The sequence below is a fragment of the Microscilla marina ATCC 23134 genome (assembly GCF_000169175.1).
Classification (GTDB): Bacteria; Bacteroidota; Bacteroidia; order Cytophagales; family Microscillaceae; genus Microscilla; species Microscilla marina.
On record NZ_AAWS01000011.1, the window covers coordinates 141490 to 160372 of the forward strand.

11 protein-coding genes are annotated in these 18883 nt (G+C 40.7%); 10 read left to right on the forward strand and 1 reads right to left on the reverse strand.

What is annotated here, in order from left to right:
- The first annotated feature begins 113 nt into the window (after positions 1 to 113).
- The 4 genes from M23134_RS12180 (at position 114) to M23134_RS12195 (ending at position 6240) form a co-directional block, all read left to right on the forward strand.
- Entirely contained in the window at positions 114 to 1409 is a 1296-nt protein-coding gene (locus tag M23134_RS12180) for an aminotransferase class V-fold PLP-dependent enzyme (RefSeq protein ID WP_002696409.1), read from the forward strand.
- 185 nt (positions 1410 to 1594) lie between these two features.
- Positions 1595 to 1810, forward strand: coding sequence for a hypothetical protein (locus tag M23134_RS12185; RefSeq protein ID WP_002696412.1), 216 nt, complete (start codon positions 1595 to 1597; stop codon positions 1808 to 1810).
- 705 nt (positions 1811 to 2515) lie between these two features.
- A complete protein-coding gene (locus M23134_RS12190; RefSeq protein WP_198145010.1) occupies positions 2516 to 5770 on the forward strand; it encodes an IPT/TIG domain-containing protein in 3255 nt (1084 codons plus the stop codon).
- Between the two features lie 26 nt (positions 5771 to 5796).
- The gene (locus M23134_RS12195; protein ID WP_075164021.1) at positions 5797 to 6240 is read left to right on the forward strand and encodes a lipocalin family protein; all 444 of its coding nucleotides are present in this window, start codon (positions 5797 to 5799) and stop codon (positions 6238 to 6240) included.
- Between the two features lie 506 nt (positions 6241 to 6746).
- On the opposite strand, the gene ccsA is transcribed toward M23134_RS12195, so the two are convergent.
- On the reverse strand, positions 6747 to 9752 hold the full coding sequence (gene ccsA, locus M23134_RS12200) for a cytochrome c biogenesis protein CcsA (RefSeq protein ID WP_002696418.1): 3006 nt from the start codon (positions 9750 to 9752) through the stop codon (positions 6747 to 6749).
- Positions 9753 to 10633: 881 nt separating this feature from the next.
- Between ccsA and M23134_RS12205 the strand changes: the two genes are divergently transcribed.
- The 6 genes from M23134_RS12205 (at position 10634) to M23134_RS12215 (ending at position 18874) form a co-directional block, all read left to right on the forward strand.
- Complete coding sequence (locus M23134_RS12205) at positions 10634 to 11857, forward strand: 4-hydroxy-3-methylbut-2-enyl diphosphate reductase (protein WP_002696419.1); 1224 nt, start codon at positions 10634 to 10636, stop codon at positions 11855 to 11857.
- 479 nt (positions 11858 to 12336) lie between these two features.
- On the forward strand, positions 12337 to 12906 hold the full coding sequence (locus tag M23134_RS41085; RefSeq protein WP_002696422.1) for an IS110 family transposase: 570 nt from the start codon (positions 12337 to 12339) through the stop codon (positions 12904 to 12906).
- A gap of 2 nt (positions 12907 to 12908) precedes the next feature.
- Complete coding sequence (locus M23134_RS42060; RefSeq protein WP_002696424.1) at positions 12909 to 13259, forward strand: hypothetical protein; 351 nt, start codon at positions 12909 to 12911, stop codon at positions 13257 to 13259.
- The gene (locus M23134_RS42705) at positions 13166 to 13456 is read left to right on the forward strand and encodes a transposase (protein WP_082226559.1); all 291 of its coding nucleotides are present in this window, start codon (positions 13166 to 13168) and stop codon (positions 13454 to 13456) included. Before M23134_RS42060 ends, M23134_RS42705 begins: the two co-directional genes overlap by 94 nt.
- Before the next feature lie 125 nt (positions 13457 to 13581).
- Positions 13582 to 13710 (forward strand): hypothetical protein, encoded by a 129-nt coding sequence (locus M23134_RS42485; RefSeq protein WP_262492903.1) that lies wholly within the window; start codon positions 13582 to 13584, stop codon positions 13708 to 13710.
- A 994-nt stretch (positions 13711 to 14704) separates the two neighbouring features.
- A complete protein-coding gene (locus M23134_RS12215; RefSeq protein ID WP_002696433.1) occupies positions 14705 to 18874 on the forward strand; it encodes a SpoIIE family protein phosphatase in 4170 nt (1389 codons plus the stop codon).
- Positions 18875 to 18883 lie beyond the last annotated feature (9 nt).

Sequence of the window (18883 nt, forward strand, 5' to 3'; positions counted from 1 at the left end):
TGGCAAAAATTGGCTTGTTAGTATACTTTATTGCGTACTGTATGTATTTTGGCGTTTTTATATACCACTTACCATTGATAAACCAAAAGTGAAAGTATACTTCTGTAAAAGCCATGAATAATAAAAACCGAAGAAATTTCATTAAACGCCTGACTGCCACCCTGGGTACTTTTTCTTTAGCAAGCTTGCCTGGAAAAGCCGATGCTGTGGCTATGCAAGATGCCTGGCAACAATTTAAATCATTGCCTGAAGAGGTAGCCGTGACTAACGAAAAACTATGGCAACAAATAAAACAGGCTTTTAGTGTCTCATCTAACTTGCTTTACCTCAATAGCGCCGGGTTGTGTCCGCAGCCCAAGGGAGTACAACAAACCGTAGAAAGCTACAACAAAATGGCCAATGGTGCCCCTACTTATTATGCCAACAGGATGTTGCGCCAGGATTTGGTGATTGTCAAACAAAAACTAGCTGATTTGGCGGGTTGCGATAGCAGCGATATAGCGCTGCAGGCAAATACCATTATGGCTATGTATCACGTTATTTTTGGCCTAAACCTGCAACCAGGTGACGAGATTATTTTGACCAAACAAGATTATTCGTCGGTAAAAATAGCCTACGAACAGTTGGCAAAACGAGATAAAATAAAGCTGGTGTGGCTCGATCTTGACTTGGTTGAAAGCAATGAGGCAGCCATTGTTGAGCAGTTTGCTAAGGCCATTACCCCACGCACCAGGTTAATAAACATTACCCATATGATCAATTGGACCGGGTTGATATTGCCCGTAAAAAAGATCTGTGATGTTGCCCGTGAAAAAAACGTGTTGACTTTGGTAGACGGTGCCCAAACATTTGCCCATCTCGATTTTAATATTCCTGACCTGGGCTGCGATTTTTTTGCGACTAGTTTGCACAAGTGGCTATGTGCACCGTTTGGCACCGGAATGCTCTATGGGCGCAAAAGCAGTGTAGCTAAAGTATACCCTTTGTATGGTGCCCCTGACCCCACCAGCGATAACGTAGGTAAGTTTGAGCACGTAGGCACCATCATGACAGCGGCTCAACTGGGCATAAGCAGTGCCATCGATTTTCACCATCATATAGGCAGTGCCCTCAAAGAGAAGCGTTTAAGGTATTTGAAAAACTATTGGATCAGAGGCATCAAAGATTTACCTGGTGTACAAATCAATACTCCCACAGCCGCAGAAAGGTCTTGTGGGGTGGCACATTTTAGTTATGATAAAATGACTTCTTATGACCTGTCACTTTTTTTAAGTAGCAAGCACCGTATCCATGCACTGAGGGTCAACTTGCCTCAGGTAAAAGGTATCAGAGTCAGTCCCAACGTTTTTACCACCACCCGTGACCTTGACCGTTTGATAAAGGCAATGCACAAGGTGGCTAAGGTATAATATTTCTAAAGCAAATGACCATAGAAGGAGCCAGCTTGATCGCTGGCTTTTTTATGTGTAAAAGTAAAGGTTTGACTATCAAATGTTTACGTTTTCCGCCTGGCACAGGGTGAAAAAAAATAATTTTTTCAGGGTACAAAAGGCGGCTCTTTTACTCTTTTATGTAGAACACAGGCAAAAAAAATATGAACACTCAACCTACCACTACCAATCGTTTATTAGGAGCTATTACAGGAGTTTTGTTAATGTTTATGCTGCTACTGGCAGCAGAATTGATCAAAGACAAAAAAACTACCCCAAACCTCTCAAACCAACATTTATCAATAAAAAAAGCTACCTATGAGGTAGCCGAGGTAGCCAAAACATTAAAGCACCCAAGTGGTGCTCAAAAAACAGATTGAAATTTTATATGTTAGTAACAGCTTAGTTAGGGCATCTATTAGGGCGAAATACGCCAAAATAGATGCCCTATTTCATTTTTTTTCCAAAGGTAAAAAACAAGGAGAGAGAAGGACAAATAACTGCTTGCTGTAATAGAAAAGCATGCCACAATGAAGACAATAGCCCCATGCTCCTAAGCTTGACAAGCTTGGCCAAGCACTGCTCAAATTCCTTTCTTATTACACCCCATCGGGCGTCGTTCAGTGTTGCTACACACCAATGATATAGAGAAAAAATCCCCTATAAAATGATTGGCTGCACTTCAAACTTAAGCCTACTTGCTACTAAAGTACCCCCCAACAAGTGAGAAAAAATCCAAAAAAAGTTTTTTATAACTCCAACAAAATATAAGCACTTGATTTTCAGACAACAGAAAGTGTAATACTATCAAGAAAACTTCGGTAGTTAAGTGACAGGGAGCCCCTTTTTTGAGGAGCTCCTGCGTCTTTTCAGAGGTTGCCCGCGACTAGAGTTTTGACATAATTCAACAAATAAATATTTACAATAACTATTAAAACACGAAATGGTCATTGCTGCTTCATCAGCCTGTTAAATTTTTAACATTCAGTGAATAAATGGTAAACAACACCTTTGACAAGGTTTACAAATCATTGATCGCTTCAGGAGTGATGACCACGATTCAAACTCTAATTACAATCCAAAACATGAAAAAACGATATATTCTACTATTATGGGCCATTGTCTGCTGTACAGGCATACTACACGCCCAAAAAGTGATGAATTACAAGTTTAGGGCTTACCAGGGAACCTTCACTCCCTTGGTCAATGCTACTTCACTTCTAGATTTTAGTACAGGTAGTGCCTATGGAAATAACTATTCCATAGGTTTTCCTTTTAAGTACGCCAGCAAAACCTATGATAAATTTGCAATATCTACCGATGGTTTTATCACCCTGGGACAGGGCAGTACTCATTTGACTAGTTCATCTTGGGACAATAACCTTAGAAATGGACTAAAAGGAAAGCGCCCCATCATTGCTCCATTGTGGGATGACTTAAGCCTGTATAATGGTTTGGTTTCTTACAAAACCGAGGGCATTGTCGGCAACCGGACTTTGACTGTGGAATGGCTAAAAGCTTATTGGTACAATCGTATTATCACGATTAGTGTTCAGGTAAAACTGTACGAAGCCAGCGGGAAAATTGAATTTATCTATCGGCGAGAAGGATCATATTTACACAGTAATTATCGTGGTGCTTCTATTGGAATCACGGGTGAAAACACTGGGATACAAAGCTTTTTGTCCTTACAAGATGTCAGTACATCTCCCACAGTTAGTTCAACCAACGAAAACGGGGGGCTCAACTCACGCCCCGCTACTGGACAGGTATACGCCTTTGCCCCTCCGCCTCCGCTTGCCATTACCAGTTTTAGCCCGGTCCGGGGCAGGGTGGGAACCAACGTAACCATCAAAGGAAGTGGTTTTAGTACTACTGCCACCAACAACGAAGTCAAGTTCAACGGGATCAAAGCGACCATTACTTCGGCTACCCCCACCGAACTGAAGGCAAGGGTACCTGTAGGTGCCACTACCGGAAAAGTGAGCGTCACTGTCAAGAGCGAAACAGTGACTAGTAACAACAACTTTACAGTGGTTGTTCCTCCCAGCATTACAAGTTTTACCCCAGCTCAAGGGGCTATACGCAGCCTGGTGATCATCAAAGGTGCCAATTTTAACCCCGTAGCCGCCAACAATACGGTCAAGTTTAATGGAAAAACAGCCACTGTAAACGCAGCCAGCGCCACCGAACTACAGGTAAGCGTACCTGTAGGTGCCACTACCGGCAAAATCACCGTGACAGCCAACGGCGAAACCATTACCAGCGCCACCAACTTTACCGTGGTGCTATCGGCCAATGCCCCCCGAATTACCAGTTTTACCCCTACCAGTGGTCCCGAAGGAACCAACGTAACCATCAACGGAGCTAACTTCAGTGCCACCGCCGCCAACAATACGGTCAAGTTTAATGGAAAAACAGCTACTGTCACTGCGGCTACTACCACTGCGTTGCAAGTAAAGGTACCCACAGGAGCTACTACCGGAAAAATTACTGTGGAAGTAAACGACGAAACTGCCGTTAGTACAAACAATTTTATTTTGCCGCCTACCATCACAAGTTTTACACCTGCTCGTGGTTTGGTAGGAACCAATATGATCATTAGAGGTAAAAACTTTAGTACCACCGCCGCCAATAATACGGTTAAATTCAATGGAAAAGCAGCCACCGTTATCTCGTCTACTACCACTGCGTTGCAAGTGAAGGTACCCACAGGGGCTACTACCGGAAAAGTGAGTGTAGAAGTGAATGGCAAAACTGCTACTAGCGCCACTGACTTCACGGTTATTTTCCCCCCTACTATCACCAGCTTCACGCCCGATAAAGGAGCCATTCGTTCTAAGGTAACCATCAAAGGGGCTCACTTTAGCCCCACTGCTGCCAACAATACAGTGAAGCTTAACGGGAAAACAGCCATCGTCACTGCGGCTACCCCTACCGAGCTACAAGTAACCGTACCGGTGGGTGCCACTACTGGCAAAATCACGTTGACAGTCAATGGCATCACCATTCGCAGTGCCACCAATTTCTCTGTGATTCTCTCCGCCAATGCTCCTCAAATATCGGGTTTTACCCCAAGCCAGGGCTCAGTAGGAACCAAAGTAACTATTAGAGGACGTAACTTTAGCACCATCACCGCCAAGAATACGGTCACGTTCAATGGCAGAGTGGCTACCGTCACTGCGGCTACGGCTACCACATTAGAAGTAACCGTGCCTTCGCGCGCCAGCACCGGGAAAATCACCGTAGAAGTAAACGACGAAACCGCATTGAGTACGGGAGATTTTACCGTAACATACCCTGCTCCTACAATTACCCGCTTTACCCCAGATAAGGGAAAAAAAGGTGCCTACGTGACGATTGAAGGAACCAATTTTAGTAGTACCAGGCAAGATAATACAGTGAAGTTTAACGGAATAGAGGCTACCATAGACTATGCCACTGGTACTCGAATCCGAGCTACGGTGCCTAGAGGTGCTACCACCGGAAAAATTACCGTAGAGGTTTATGGGCAAACCGCCACCAGTGCCACCGACTTTACGGTGATATCTACTGATCCTACCATTACCAGTTTTACTCCAGAGCGGGGAGGTAAAGGAACTACAGTGACTATTACCGGAACTAACTTCAGTAGTACTCGCTTGTATAACACTGTAAAATTCAATGGTAGATCGGCTACTATTATCTCTGCCACCCCCACCGAAATCAAAACCTCGGTGCCGTCTAGAGCCACTACTGGAAAAATCACGGTAAGAGTAAACTTCAAGACTGCTACCAGTGCTACCGATTTTATCGTGAACTCGTCGTCACCTACTGCTCCTACCATTACCAGCTTTACTCCAAGTCAGGGAGGAGAAGGCACCAATGTAACCATTACTGGAACTAACTTTAGCAGTAACCCATTGGGTAACCTGGTAGAATTTAATGGTATGCCAGCCATTGTTACTTCTGCTACTCCCACCGAAATCAAAACCTCGGTACCACTTTTAGCCACTACTGGAAAAATCACGGTAACAGTAAATTTCGAGACTGCTACCAGCGCCACCGATTTTACGGTGGGCGATGTTACTGGGCTCCCTCAAAACCTCAAAGAAGCCCAACTACTGCTATTCCCCAATCCATTTGTGGCTAATATGACCATGGAAGTAAAAGGCAAGGTGAGTAGCAATCAGGTAAAAGTTGTAGTGTTCAATAATAAAGGCAAAGCGGTATTGGCAGCCAAACGAACGCTGGAAAATGGGCGCCTGGTATTACCAATGAAGGAGTTGTCCTCAGGAAACTACCTGGTAAAAATTTATATAGGAAAAGAGACTGTATTGCGTCGTATAGTAAAACTTTAAATGATTAACTAACAATGAATTATCAAATGAAAAAGATTTTTTTATTCTCAATAATCGCCCTGGTAATGGTTTTTACACAGGCTTGTAAGAAAGGTGGCAATGATAACCCTGCTCCTACGCCTACTCCACCAGGAGGTGGAGCTACAAACCAAAATTTACTCAAAACCTGGAAAGTATCCTCTGTAATGGAGGGCAACCTGGATGTCACCAGTGAGTACAGCAGTTACTTCTTAGTTTTAACAGAGTCTGATGGTAATAAGGTTTTTACCCTGATAGATCATCAAGGCAATAATACCGAAGGTACCTGGAGTATTACCACTGATGAAACCACTATTACCCTCAATGAAACAGAAGGAGCTACTACCACACTTTCGGCGGTAAGCATTAGTGCTAGTCAGTTGAAATATACAACCAGTGAAACAGGAAAAACTGGCCAGGTGACGCTGTCATTTACCCTCATTCCATCTTAAATTTAATCCTGGTATTCTTTCTTGACATAAGCCCTTTTGATCACTCAAGAGGGCTTTTTTTAGTGCTTTGCTTACACTTTTGGGTCGTTTTTTGAAATGTATGATGGTTGTTCAGAATACCTGGAAGCAATAATGTAGCGTTTCTTCAAGTGCGTTGTTTTCTTACCCTGTTTTTCAAAAAAAAACTTTTTTTCTGAGTACATATTTTACCCACCTGCCTTTTAGTAATAGAATGTGAGCAAAGAAATATACACGATCATAATGGATAGCAACCGCTGGCTCACCATTTATTAAAGTTAGTTTGAGTAAGTGACCTATCACCAAATAATGTCAAAAATCATTACGAATTTTGAAGTTAATATCTTGATATACAGAAACTAAAAATATTTATAAATTTTATACGTTAGTAACAGCTTAGTTAAGGTGCAAACACCTGTCATAATGTTTATGACAGGTGTTTTTTTTTATGATACAAATTCATTGCTTAAATCATACTCCAGCTTTTACTATTCTATTCCTTTGTCTCGCATCTTCTTAAACTCTACATAACGACGACGAGTGGCAATACCAAAGCCAAACACCAGCACAAAAGTACCCAACCACAACACATTAATCAATGGCTTGGCCATGGTCTTCATTACTACATGGTCTTTGCGGTCAGTAGTATTGATACCAAAAGTAAATTCTCCGGTTTCGGCATCTATTTTATCAATAAACATCCTAATCCCCAACTCAGAAGATACATCCTGCATTTTGCCTACCTTGCCGCCTACCATTATATAAGAAGGTGACATTTTATAAGGTTTAAAACCCTTGCCCAACACCGTAATATTAGCTTTGATACCCTTGGCTCCGGTTAATTGTTTGATTTCTTTAGGAGAGAGGTTAACCACTTTGTCAAACACAATTTCATAATTGTTGAAACTTAGCGTGTCTTTCACTTTGGCATTGAGCGTTACTGGCAAAGTGCTTTGGGCATTGCTGGAATCACTGTTTCTTATGCCAAAAGTAAACTCACTTGTCTGAGGGTTAATCTTCTGGATGGCTACTTCAAGCCCCAACTCTTCTACTACATCGCTTGGGTTATTGATTTGTTTGCCTGCAATTACATATAGTGGAGCCACTGAGTAGGTTTTTTTGTCCTTGTCCAATACACTTAGGATGGTTTTTATGCCTACATCTGGCACCGAGTGATCCTTTTTTACTTTTCTGAATGGCGCCAACTCTTTGGTGTTCATTTCGGTGGTTCCGTCAAACACCGCAATGTAGTCGTTGATGTATAAGGTATCTTTTACCTTCGCCTTCATTTTTTTCAAAGGCTTCCAGTCACGCCCCTTAAAAGGATCAGGGTAAATGTTAGACAAATAAGTATACAAATCGCGGTCTAGTTCGCGGTGAATATCAGGCGAAGCAGCCGCATTTTCGGCAGAGCTAAACTGTACCTTAGGATACATGGTAAACATTTTACCCTTTTCATCGCGGTAATCTAAACGATAGTACACGTTTTGTGGGTGAATGCTCACCGTGTCGCCCTCTTCAAAGAAAAGCTTGCCTTTGTAGCTTAGGTTTTCTCTGGCCAATGCCTTGTCTACATCTATAGGAAACAAATTAGTTTGTTTGACATACTCAGGAAACCCCTTTACATCAGCATAATTGCCCTTATAGGTTACCTGATAACCCTTGATAGGAGTAGGTTGATTCAGGTAAAGGGTGACATGGTTTTTATTAAAGTCTTGCGATGCCTTGTCATTCTTTTTGGTTCTTAGTTTTCCTGTCAGGTTTTTGGTCAGGGTATTTGAGTATCCGGCCGAAAACAGCATTCCAATCAACATCATGGCAATGCCTATATGGGCAATGGCTCCTCCCGAAAGTTTGTAACTGCGTGCTTTGAGCAAACGCCCCAATACCGTGATGTTGGATACAATAGAAAATGTACCCGCAGTAAAAAGCAGAAGGTAAGTATAAAAACGCAGGCTTTGACCAGAAACCAATTTGGCAAAAATAGACTCTTTGGCCCTTACTGTTGCCGAAGGTTCCATCACAAGCCCTACTCCGGTGCTTCGGGCAATAATGATAAACAACGAGGCAAACAAAAAAGTAATGGTGAGGCTCACCAACAAGTCATTTTTGATCTTGGCTCTGTCAGGCTTTTGCCACCATAAAAACTGCCCAATGCCTGAAAATATGGCGACCAAAACCCCTCCCCAAATTTGAAACTTGTTGTAATGGTCGGGCTCAGGAGGTGCCAGGTTAGAAGTAAAACCAAAAGCTTCGGCTATTTTGTTAAACACAGGCAACGACGTAGAAATGATTACCTGAAAGCCCGCCAGACATAAGGTAAGTGCTCCAATAAAAATCCAAAACTCCTTAGAATAAGTTTTTAGCTCTTCTTGAGTCGTGGGGATATGTCGCCAGTGACGTGCCGCCAATATAATAGACAAGATCGCAAAGGTGAGCAGGTAGATCAGTAATTGACCCGAAAGACCCAAATCAGTAAAAGAGTGTACCGACGCATTGCCCAATATACCACTACGGGTAAGAAAGGTAGAATAAAGAATTAAAACGAAAGTGGCAATGTTGAGAATGATAGAAGCCTTCAGCGCAATATTACTTCTTTTAAAAGCAATCATTGTGTGCAACGAGGCAATAAGGATAAGCCAGGGAACATATACGGCGTTTTCTACCGGGTCCCAGTTCCAGTATCCCCCAAAGTTAAGGGTTTCGTATGCCCAATAACCCCCCATAAGAATACCCACGCCAAGAATAGCACCACCTACCGATGCCCAAGGCAAAGCAGGACGAACCCAGTCTTGGTATTTGCCTTGCCACAAACCCGCAATTACATAAGCAAAAGGCACCAATGTAAGTGCAAAACCTAAAAACAGGGTAGGAGGGTGGATCACCATCCAATAGTTTTGTAACAGGGGATTCAAGCCAGTACCATCTTTGGGTACCATACTGCTGTCAGGCACAATGCCAGCATCCCAGAGGGTGATAAAAGGGTTACTACCCAATTTGGAACCAAATATGACTACTCCCAAAATCATTGACATCAGAAAAGCCTGCACCAATGCAAAGACACTCATCATGGGAGCTTCCCAAAACTTATTTACTCTAATAAGTATCACGCCTAATATCACATGCCAAAATATCCAGAGTAAGAAGCTACCTTCTTGCCCCTCCCAAAATGCCGATACCATATAGTGGATAGGCAAACTGTTGGCAGAGTGATTCCAGACGTAATAAAATTGATATTGGTGGTGATAAATGATATAAAAAAGACAAAATACGGTACCCATCACCGCTATGCCATGTATATAAAAAAATACCCGGGCGAATCTTTTCCAACTGTCTATTTTAAGTTGAGTTTGATTATTAGGTTCGTTTTTTTGCATTTGTGCTGCAAAAAAATAACTCAACGATGCTACTATTGCCGAAACAAAAGCAATGATCACAAACAGGTGTCCTAAATTACCCACGCCTAAACTTCCTACTAATGTTGGTATATTCATTATGCCACTTTAATTGCTTGTTTAACAGAGGTTTAGCTGTGTCTTGAAGTAAGCATTATCAGCCTAAAACCAAAATAAAGGCAAAACTACAACCTAAAAATTTGAGAATCTAACTTTTTTAATTAAAAGTCTTTATGCTAAAGTTGTATTTAGTGCGGCTAACACATTGTACCTGTAAATTGTTACAAAATTTGTTACAATAAATAGGGCAGCAGGGGTATAGTGATTGATTCTCTATCTATTCAAACAAACTTTTCTATCTTCGTTGCCAAATAATCAAACCTATTGGTCATTTATTGGTTATTTTCAAGAAAGTACCAAAGTCTAATGGCTTGTTACTCACCTTTTATAAGTAATAAGACAGCACGCTAGTACAATGGGGATTAAGTAAATAATGAATTAATTTGGATGGATTTTGTTCTCTAACGAATCGTTAAAATGGCGGATAGTTCGCTTTTTGAATTCCGATGCATATCGGAACCTTAGCTATCTAACTTTTTGGCGATGAAGTAAGAGGGCAAAAGTCGCTGAATAAATCATTAGGAATTTAGTTCCCGTTGTACTAGTACTCTAGCTTCTAAGTAGGTAAAGTAGAGGTTTTGATGAATTAACTACGTTGAGCTCGCGAAAAGCTCGGTTTTGGTTACTGGCGATCTTCAAAAACCGATGGCTACAGCTTTGCTGTGCCGAGCCCTGCCAAAGGCTAATTGAGCATAGCCGTAGCTATGGGATGTTTTTTAAGAGAAGCTAGTGAACAAAAGGCGCGAAATAGTGCTTTACATATTTAGTGCCTGATGCACTAGTATTGTGCACCTAAGCTTATGCCTTTACTTGCTGTTGATGGCTAAAAACTTGTTGCTTATTTTAAAAAAGACATTCTAATGAAACAATTTGATATACCCGAATTTTATCGTAGCCCTATCATTGGTCAGGTAAAGCAAATACGCAAAGAAACCGACCCACGTAAACAAGATTTTTCCCCTTTTGGGCTTGACTTTGGTAGCGTGCAAGTTTTTGTGCCCCGCCATTTTGGTTTTTGTTATGGCGTTGAGAACGCCGTAGAAATTGCTTATCGAACTGTGGAAGAAAACCCCGATAAGCGGGTATTTTTATTAAGCGAAATGATCCATAATCCGTTGGTAAACGACGACCTACAGTCAAGAGGCATTCGCTTTATTATGAATACCTCAGGCGAACAGCTCATTCCCTGGGAAGAAATCACTGCCGAAGATATTGTCTTGATTCCGGCATTTGGTACTACCATAGAGATAGAAGAACGCCTGAAAAAAATGGGCATCGAAACCGAGAAGTATGACACTACCTGTCCTTTTGTAGAGAAGGTATGGAAAACTTCGGCAAAACTGGGGCAAAAAGATTATACCGTGATTATTCATGGAAAAGCCAACCACGAAGAAACCCGTGCTACTTTTTCGCACAGCAAAAGCGAAGCCCCGGCAATTATTATTCAAAATATGGAGGAAGCCCAAAAGCTTGTTGGAGTAATCAAGGGAGAAGTAAGCCCCCAAGAGTTTTATACCTTGTTTGCTTCTCGTTTTTCTGAAAACTTTGACCCCTCCCGTGATTTGCAGAAGGTAGGTGTAGTTAACCAAACCACTATGTTGGCGTCCGAAACCCAGGATATTGCCGATTATTTTCGCCAGACAATGGTAGACAAATACGGCAAAGACCAGGTCAAGCAACATTTTGCCGATACCAGAGATACACTGTGTTATGCTACCAACGACAACCAACGGGCTACTTATGGTTTGTTAGAGCAAGACGCTGACCTGGCAATTGTCATAGGAGGGTACAATAGCTCTAATACCACCCATTTGGCTGAGTTATGCGAAGAAAAACTGCCCACTTATTTTATCAATTCTGAGCGTAAAATTGAGTCAAAACACACCATCCAACATTTTAACTTTCATACCAAACAAGAGCAAACCACTTCGCCTTTTATTCCTGACAAGGAAAAAGTAAGACTATTGGTCACTGCAGGAGCTTCTTGCCCCGACTCGCTGGTAGACAAGGTGATTCAGCATTTGGTGTCTTTGTTTGAGCATACCAAACCTATAGAAGAAGTAATGAAAGAAGCTCTAGCTTAGGAATCAATAGTCCATAGCACCGACAGGAGCAAGCTTTAAGCAACAAGTCCTTAGATACCGATACATATCGGTGCTTCAAGTTGCCTCCTGTTCCAGAGACAACTAACAAAATCATAGTATACTTATTTTCAGTGATTTATGAATTTGTTAGTTAAAAGCCCCGACAGGTTTGCCTGTTCCCCAGGCAACTACCTAAGGATTCGTATAGCCAAGACAAGTAGCTTATTAAGTTGCAGTATTATTTGATTACTTCAAATAGTATAGATATTTGTAAAGAAGAGGGTTTGTCAGACACCGTTAGTGCAGTGATGCTTTAAAGCTCGCTTAAAAGCTTGGTGCAAATAGGTTCAATGATTCCCCTAATGGTGGAAAGTCTTGACAGAGACTTTACCCCGCTTAAAAGAATATTACATGTATATAACCTATTGTCAAACCCTCTTTTTACTCAATAAAGGTTCAATTTAGTGCATTAATCTGTGATGAAAAAATCGGAGACTAAAATAAAAAGTAGCAAAGCCTCTAAAAAGGTGAATTTGTCTGATGAGCTAACCAAGGTTAGGTTAAAAGTGGCCGGGGTAGATATTGCAAACAATATACATTATACAGCTGTTTCACCACACCTGACAAAAGATAACATCAGAAACTTTGGTGCTTTTACCGCAGACTTGCATCGCATGGCAGATTGGTTTAGTGAACTGGGGATAGAAAGTGTGGCAATGGAAGCCACAGGTATATATTGGCAAAGTTTATATGAAATTCTTGAGGACAGAGGTTTTGATGTGGTCTTAGTAAACGCTCGTTATCCTAAAAATGTAAGTGGACGCAAAAGTGATGTTTCTGATTGTAGTTGGATACATACATTACATAGTTATGGATTATTGCCTGCTTCTTTTATTCCTACACAGGATGTCAGAGAGTTTCGCACCTATGTACGCCAGCGGCAACAATTGACCAAGCAAAAAGTGCAACACATGCAACATGTAGGTAAAGCCTTGCAGCTGATGAATGTCAAAATACAGAATGTGATTCAGATATTGAAGGTAAACTAGGAATGAAGGTTATTCGTGCTATTGCAGCAGGAGAGCACTCCAGTGTAGAACTGGCAAAACTTCATAATAAAACACTCAAAGCCACCAAAGAAGAGTTTACTTTATCACTTGAAGGGAACTTTCGTAAAGCGCACTTATTTTCTCTCCAACAAGCGCTTAGTGCCTATGATTTTGTCCTGAAACAAATCAATGAATGTGAGACAGAAATAGAGCAAATACTCCATAAATGGGATACAGGAGAAATTGTGGCAAAGGAAGATTGGCAAAGCCGAGTAAAAAAAAAACAAAGAGGAAGAATGAATATTCATTTGATTCTGCTTCTTATCTCAAAGATATTACTGGGGTCGATTTAACAGAAGTAGATGGTTTTTCAGAAAATACGATTATCAACATTTTAGCAGAAACAGGAATTGATATGAGTCATTGGAAAAATGCTAAACATTTCACGAGTTGGGCAGGGCTTGCACCCAGAAGAAAAATATCAGGAGATAAACTCTTGGGGCATTTTAAAAATATGAATAACAGTCGGATACATCAAGCATTTAATTAGCTGCTTGGGGGCTCAATAATAGCAAATGTCACTTGGGAGCCTTATATCGGAACCTAAGTCTTAGAAAAGGTTCAGGGATTGCTGTTCAGGCAGTTGCCCGAAAACTAGCTACTATTTTTTACAATATGATGAAATACAAAACACCATATCGGGGAAAAACAGCAGAGGAATATCAAGAGCAAAACAGAAAACGAAAACTCAAAGCCTTAGAAAGACAAGCCCGAAAAATGGGCTTGAAACTAGAAAAAATATAAAATTAAAGTACTGATAAACAGGGTACTTATGAAATCGGTAGTTAAAAGTATTTAGTCGATAGTCCATAGCTGATTCGAGTAAATGTTCACCTTGTTAAATGCTGTAAACCAGTATTTTATATTAAGACTGTATACTCACTTTATTTTTAAAAGTGTTTCGGTTTTATGCCTAAGTGATCTTTCATAAATAATTTGAGCCATTAAAGTGTATCTATTGCCCTCATTCTTCTCAAAAAAAAAGCTTCATAGCTTTGGCTATGCACCGTTTTTTTTGAATCGTCTGAGAACAATATATTTTCTTGAATTGGCACATCTTATTTTTTCCAGATCACTAAACACCCAATTAAATTGTTTTTAAATTCATAAATGACTGATACCCGAGCCTCTGGCGAGTTCAACAAAGTTAATCAGCAAACAACTTTGACTAAAATCACTGCGGAGTATTGAGGAATAGTACCAAAATAAATTTACATTTTTAACGTCATATTTCGCTGACAGAATTCGTTAAAAAAACTTGCCGTAGCGCTGCTATGCCGCGTTTTTTAGCCTCTCCTGCCAACAAAATATTTTGGCGTTACTATAGAACTTTATTTTTACACCATTCCTTAGTGACGTGGGCAAAATAATTGTTCGGTTTTTAGAAAATTTTTTATTGTCAGGCAACTTACAAAATTGATGAATAGCAGGGCTATGTAGCTATTTTTTAGGAAGCACGACGATAAAAATTAAAGGCAACACAGACAGTTATAACACAATTGTCGCTTTACTTAAGCACGCTTGTTAAGAATTGTACATAGTTTGTCAAGGGCTGTGTATCTTTTTGTTTGCGTGAATGATCACTTGAAATAAAAAAGGGGAAGGTTGTTTTTTTATACAGCTTTTTCCTATTTTGGATCAAACAATGAAAGTTTGACTAAAATTTGGTATTATTTTTTCACTGGCACACTCAGTCACCAATATTACAATCAATTATAAATAACCGAATACAATCTCAATGGGCATAATTAAAAACCTGATTTGCGTTATTTTTGTAGGGTTTTTCTTCTTTTCGGTTGAGGCTCAAAATACCACATCTACACAGTTTGGTTTGCCTTTTTTGCAGAATTACTCTGCACAAACATATAAGGCAGATTATCAAAACTATGCAATTACTCAAGACAAAAGAGGAGTAATGTATTTTGGCAATCAATTAGGCGTACTGGTGTTTGAAGGGGTACATTGGCAACTCATTAGTTTGACCAATCAAAGCCCGGTAAAATCGCTGAAGGCCGACAATAAGGGGAGAATATACGTAGGAGGAGTAGATGAGTTAGGCTATTTACAGCCCGACAAAGCAGGTACTTTGCAGTATGTATCATTGGTTGAAAAGGTACCCTTACCACATCGGCCTTTTGGCGATGTACTCCAGATATTTGATACCCAGGCAGGCATTTACTTTATCACGTCAGAAGCCATATTTAAATGGCAAAATAAAAAAATTACTCATATAAAAACAGCCCCAAAGGTATTTGTCAAAGCTTTTGAAGCCAATAATCAAAGATTTGTACAAAGCCAAAAAAACGAGTTGTTAGCACTAGATGTGGCTACCAACCAATTAAGGCATATTGTCACCCTTAACGAACCACTGGCAGCAGTCCTTCCTTATAAATTTACCCAACAACTTTTAGTCAGTCAATCGGCTAAGTTTTATGTGCTAAGGGAGGGCAAACTCCTTCCCTGGCAAAAATTAAACGCCGCATTACTGCAAAATCAACAGGTTAACTGTGCCATTCAATTGTCAAATGGTTCTTATGCCATTGGGAGTAAACAAATAGGGTTGGTAATTGTAAGCAATACTGGGCGTTTAATCAGACATTTTGAAAAAAATACTGGATTGCTTTCCAATGGTATTTTAGCGCTTCACAGCGACCGGTGGGAGAACCTTTGGTTAGGTATGAATCGGGGCATTACTCAAATGGCGCTCAATGCTCCGTATGCTTTGATAGATGAACGTCAAGGTTTGCAAGGGCAAATTAATCAGTTGTTGTTTCACAATAACAAATTGTATGCGGCTACTTCTTTGAGTATGTTCAGAAAAAGATGGGCACACAACCAGGCTTTCGAACGTGTACCACTTGCCAATGGCAATGTGAAAGAGATGTTTTTGTGGAAAGATCAGTTATTGGTAGGCCACTCTCAAAACCTGCTCAATGCTCAGGACTCAATATTGAAGGTTGCTTTGCCTCAAGTAGTGGTCAGGTCGCTTACTCGCTTGCCGGGCGATAGCTTGCATTTACTGGCATTGGCTAAAAATAAAATTTTATTGCTAAGGTGGAGCAAAGACAAAGGGCAGTGGGAAGTTGTCAAAAAGTTGCCTGGGTTTGGTCACAAGGTTGCCCGGCTAATGGCCGATCAAAGTGGTAATATATGGCTTCCTCACTTTACTAAAGGTGTATACAAACTAAAGCTCAATGCTGCGTTGTCAAGATGGGAGCAAAAAGTGCTTTACACCACCAAACAGGGGTTACCCTCAAATATTAAAAACACTGTACATAAGTTGGGTAATGAGGTTGTTTTTGCTACTCAAAAAGGAGTATATGTTTTCGATGAAAAACAAAAAAGATTTACTCCCCATCCTCGTTGGCAAAACACACCTTTGCATAACAAGGTGATAGAAGCACTCGCCCAAGACCAAAAAGGAAACTTGTGGTTTGCTACTGAGGTAAAAACAGGGGTGCTGAAATTCTCAAAAAACAACCAGCCTATAATAAAATATCTGCCCCAGGTACACAAACCTTCTCAAATATTGCCTCTACCTGATCAGAGCGTGGCGTTTGTAGCCCAGGAAGGCATTGTGATTTATGATCCAAAGCAAAAAGCAAATGTTGCTTCTGACAGTTTACGCGTCTTGATTCATAAAATAGAAGAAGATGCTATGGGAAAAGACACAGTGTTTTTTGGTGGAGCGTTTGCCAACAATGACCATCGCATTGTAGAGGTTCAAAATCAACAAAACAAGTTAGCACTACCCTACAAAAACAACTCTTTGAGATTTGTATTTGCTTTGCCCTATTATCAAAACTCACAAGACATTGTATACCAACACATACTTGAAAACTTTGACACAAAATGGTCGCAGTGGAACAAAAACACTGAAAAAGAATACACAAATTTGCCAGAAGGCACTTATACATTTAAAGTAAAGGCGCGCACTGCCGAAGGTTCCGAAAGTTTGGTCACCCAATATACTTTTGTCATACTTGCTCCTTGGTATCGCACGTTTTGGGCGTACACCTTGTATGTGTTGGGCGTAGGGTTGGGCATATTTTTGGTGATGAAAATAAGTACCAGAAATCACCGAAAACGACGTGCCATACTACAGCGTAAAATAGACGAAAACACTGCCAAAATTCAGGAGCAGAAAGAAATCATAGAAGCCTCGTTAAAAACTGAAACAGAGAAAAACTATAGACTTAAGTCGCAGGAAAAAATATTAAGAAAACATCTCGATCAATTAAATGCTGCACAAAAAGAAGTAGAGCAAAAAAGCAAAATGATTGAGACCCAAAAGAAGAAACTGGAAAAAATTCTGTCAGAAAAAATTGAGCAAAACGATCAGCTACAGGCACATGAAGAGGTGATGCAGGTACAAATGGATAAACTCATAAACGCACAGGAAGAGTTAAAAGCAGCCAATGCTAACTTGCACCTGAAAGAAGAAGAAATGCTGAAAAGCAAGCAAGAGGTAGAGCGTGCATTGGCAGAAGCCAGAGACAAAAACGACATGATGGAGGCGCAAGAAGAAGAAATGCGTCAGAACATGGAAGAACTATTGACCACTCAGGAGGAAATAGAAAAAACCCAGCTTGAGTTGAACAGTCAGATTAAAGCCATTGACAATAGCCCCATTGTCAAAGCCGAATATGACTTGCATGGCAAAGTGATCAGTGCCAATAAAGCTTTTTTGGAACTGTTTTACTACGACGATGAACAAATTGGGGAACTATATCACCAAATGCTGGTAGCTCCCCATTATGCCTCTTCTTTTGAATACGATTTCTTTTGGGACAACTTACGCAATGGGTCTTTGCAACCTGGTGAATACAAAAGGTTTAGCCAGCAAGAAGACGAAATATGGCTCAATGCTACCTATTTTCCTGCTGTAAATAAACGAGGGCAGGTGTTTAAAATAATTATGCTTGCCTTTGACATTACTGAAGCTCGCCAATTGCTGAGAGACTTTCAACGTCAGGCCGAAATTCTCAGGGTACAAGAGGAAGAACTTCGCCAAAACATGGAAGAGTTGGTGTCTACCCAGGAAGCGCTGCAAAAAGAATCGTCAAAAATAGAAAGCAAGAATCGCTTGATCATGTCAAGTATTCAATATGCACAAAATATTCAGCAGGCTATATTGCCCACTAAAAATACTATGAAAGAATTATTTGAAGATTCTTTTGTCGTGTTTATACCCAAAGATATTGTCTCAGGCGATTTTTACTGGACTACCCAAGCCAGGAGGCGAGTAAAAATACGTAATGATGCAGCAAAAAATCCTGACGAAGCAATGTTGCCAGGCTTTCAGGTGTTTACATTCCTTGCGGTGGTTGACTGTACCGGGCATGGGGTACCTGGAGCATTTATGAGCATGATAGGCAATTCTCTGCTAAATGAGATTGTGAATAACCAAAAAAAGTATAGCCCCGCCCGTATACTACAGCTGATGCACGAAGGTATAAGAACCAGACTGATGCAGTCAGAAACGAGCAATCGCGACGGAATGGATGTCTGTTTGTGCAGGCTCGAATACCGCGACGATGATAAGATAGAAATGACCTTTGCCGGGGCAAAACGTCCCGTGTTTTTGGTAAGAGAAGGGGAACTGACAAGAATTACCGGAGATATGGAGTCGATAGGAGGCTGGCTGGAAGGCATGCAACGAGACTATGAAAATAAAACTTTTGAGTTAGAAAAAAATGATACTTTGTACCTGACTTCTGATGGTTTTGTGGATAGTGCAAGCCCAAGAAGAAAAAAGTTTGGTGAAAAGCGGTTTCGTAAGATGTTGGCAGAGCATGGACACTTGTCTATGAATGAACAACGAAAAATTGTAGTAAAGGCGTTGGCTGAACATCAACAAGATACAGAACAACGAGATGATATTACCATTGTTGGTATAAAAGTGTAATAAACCAAT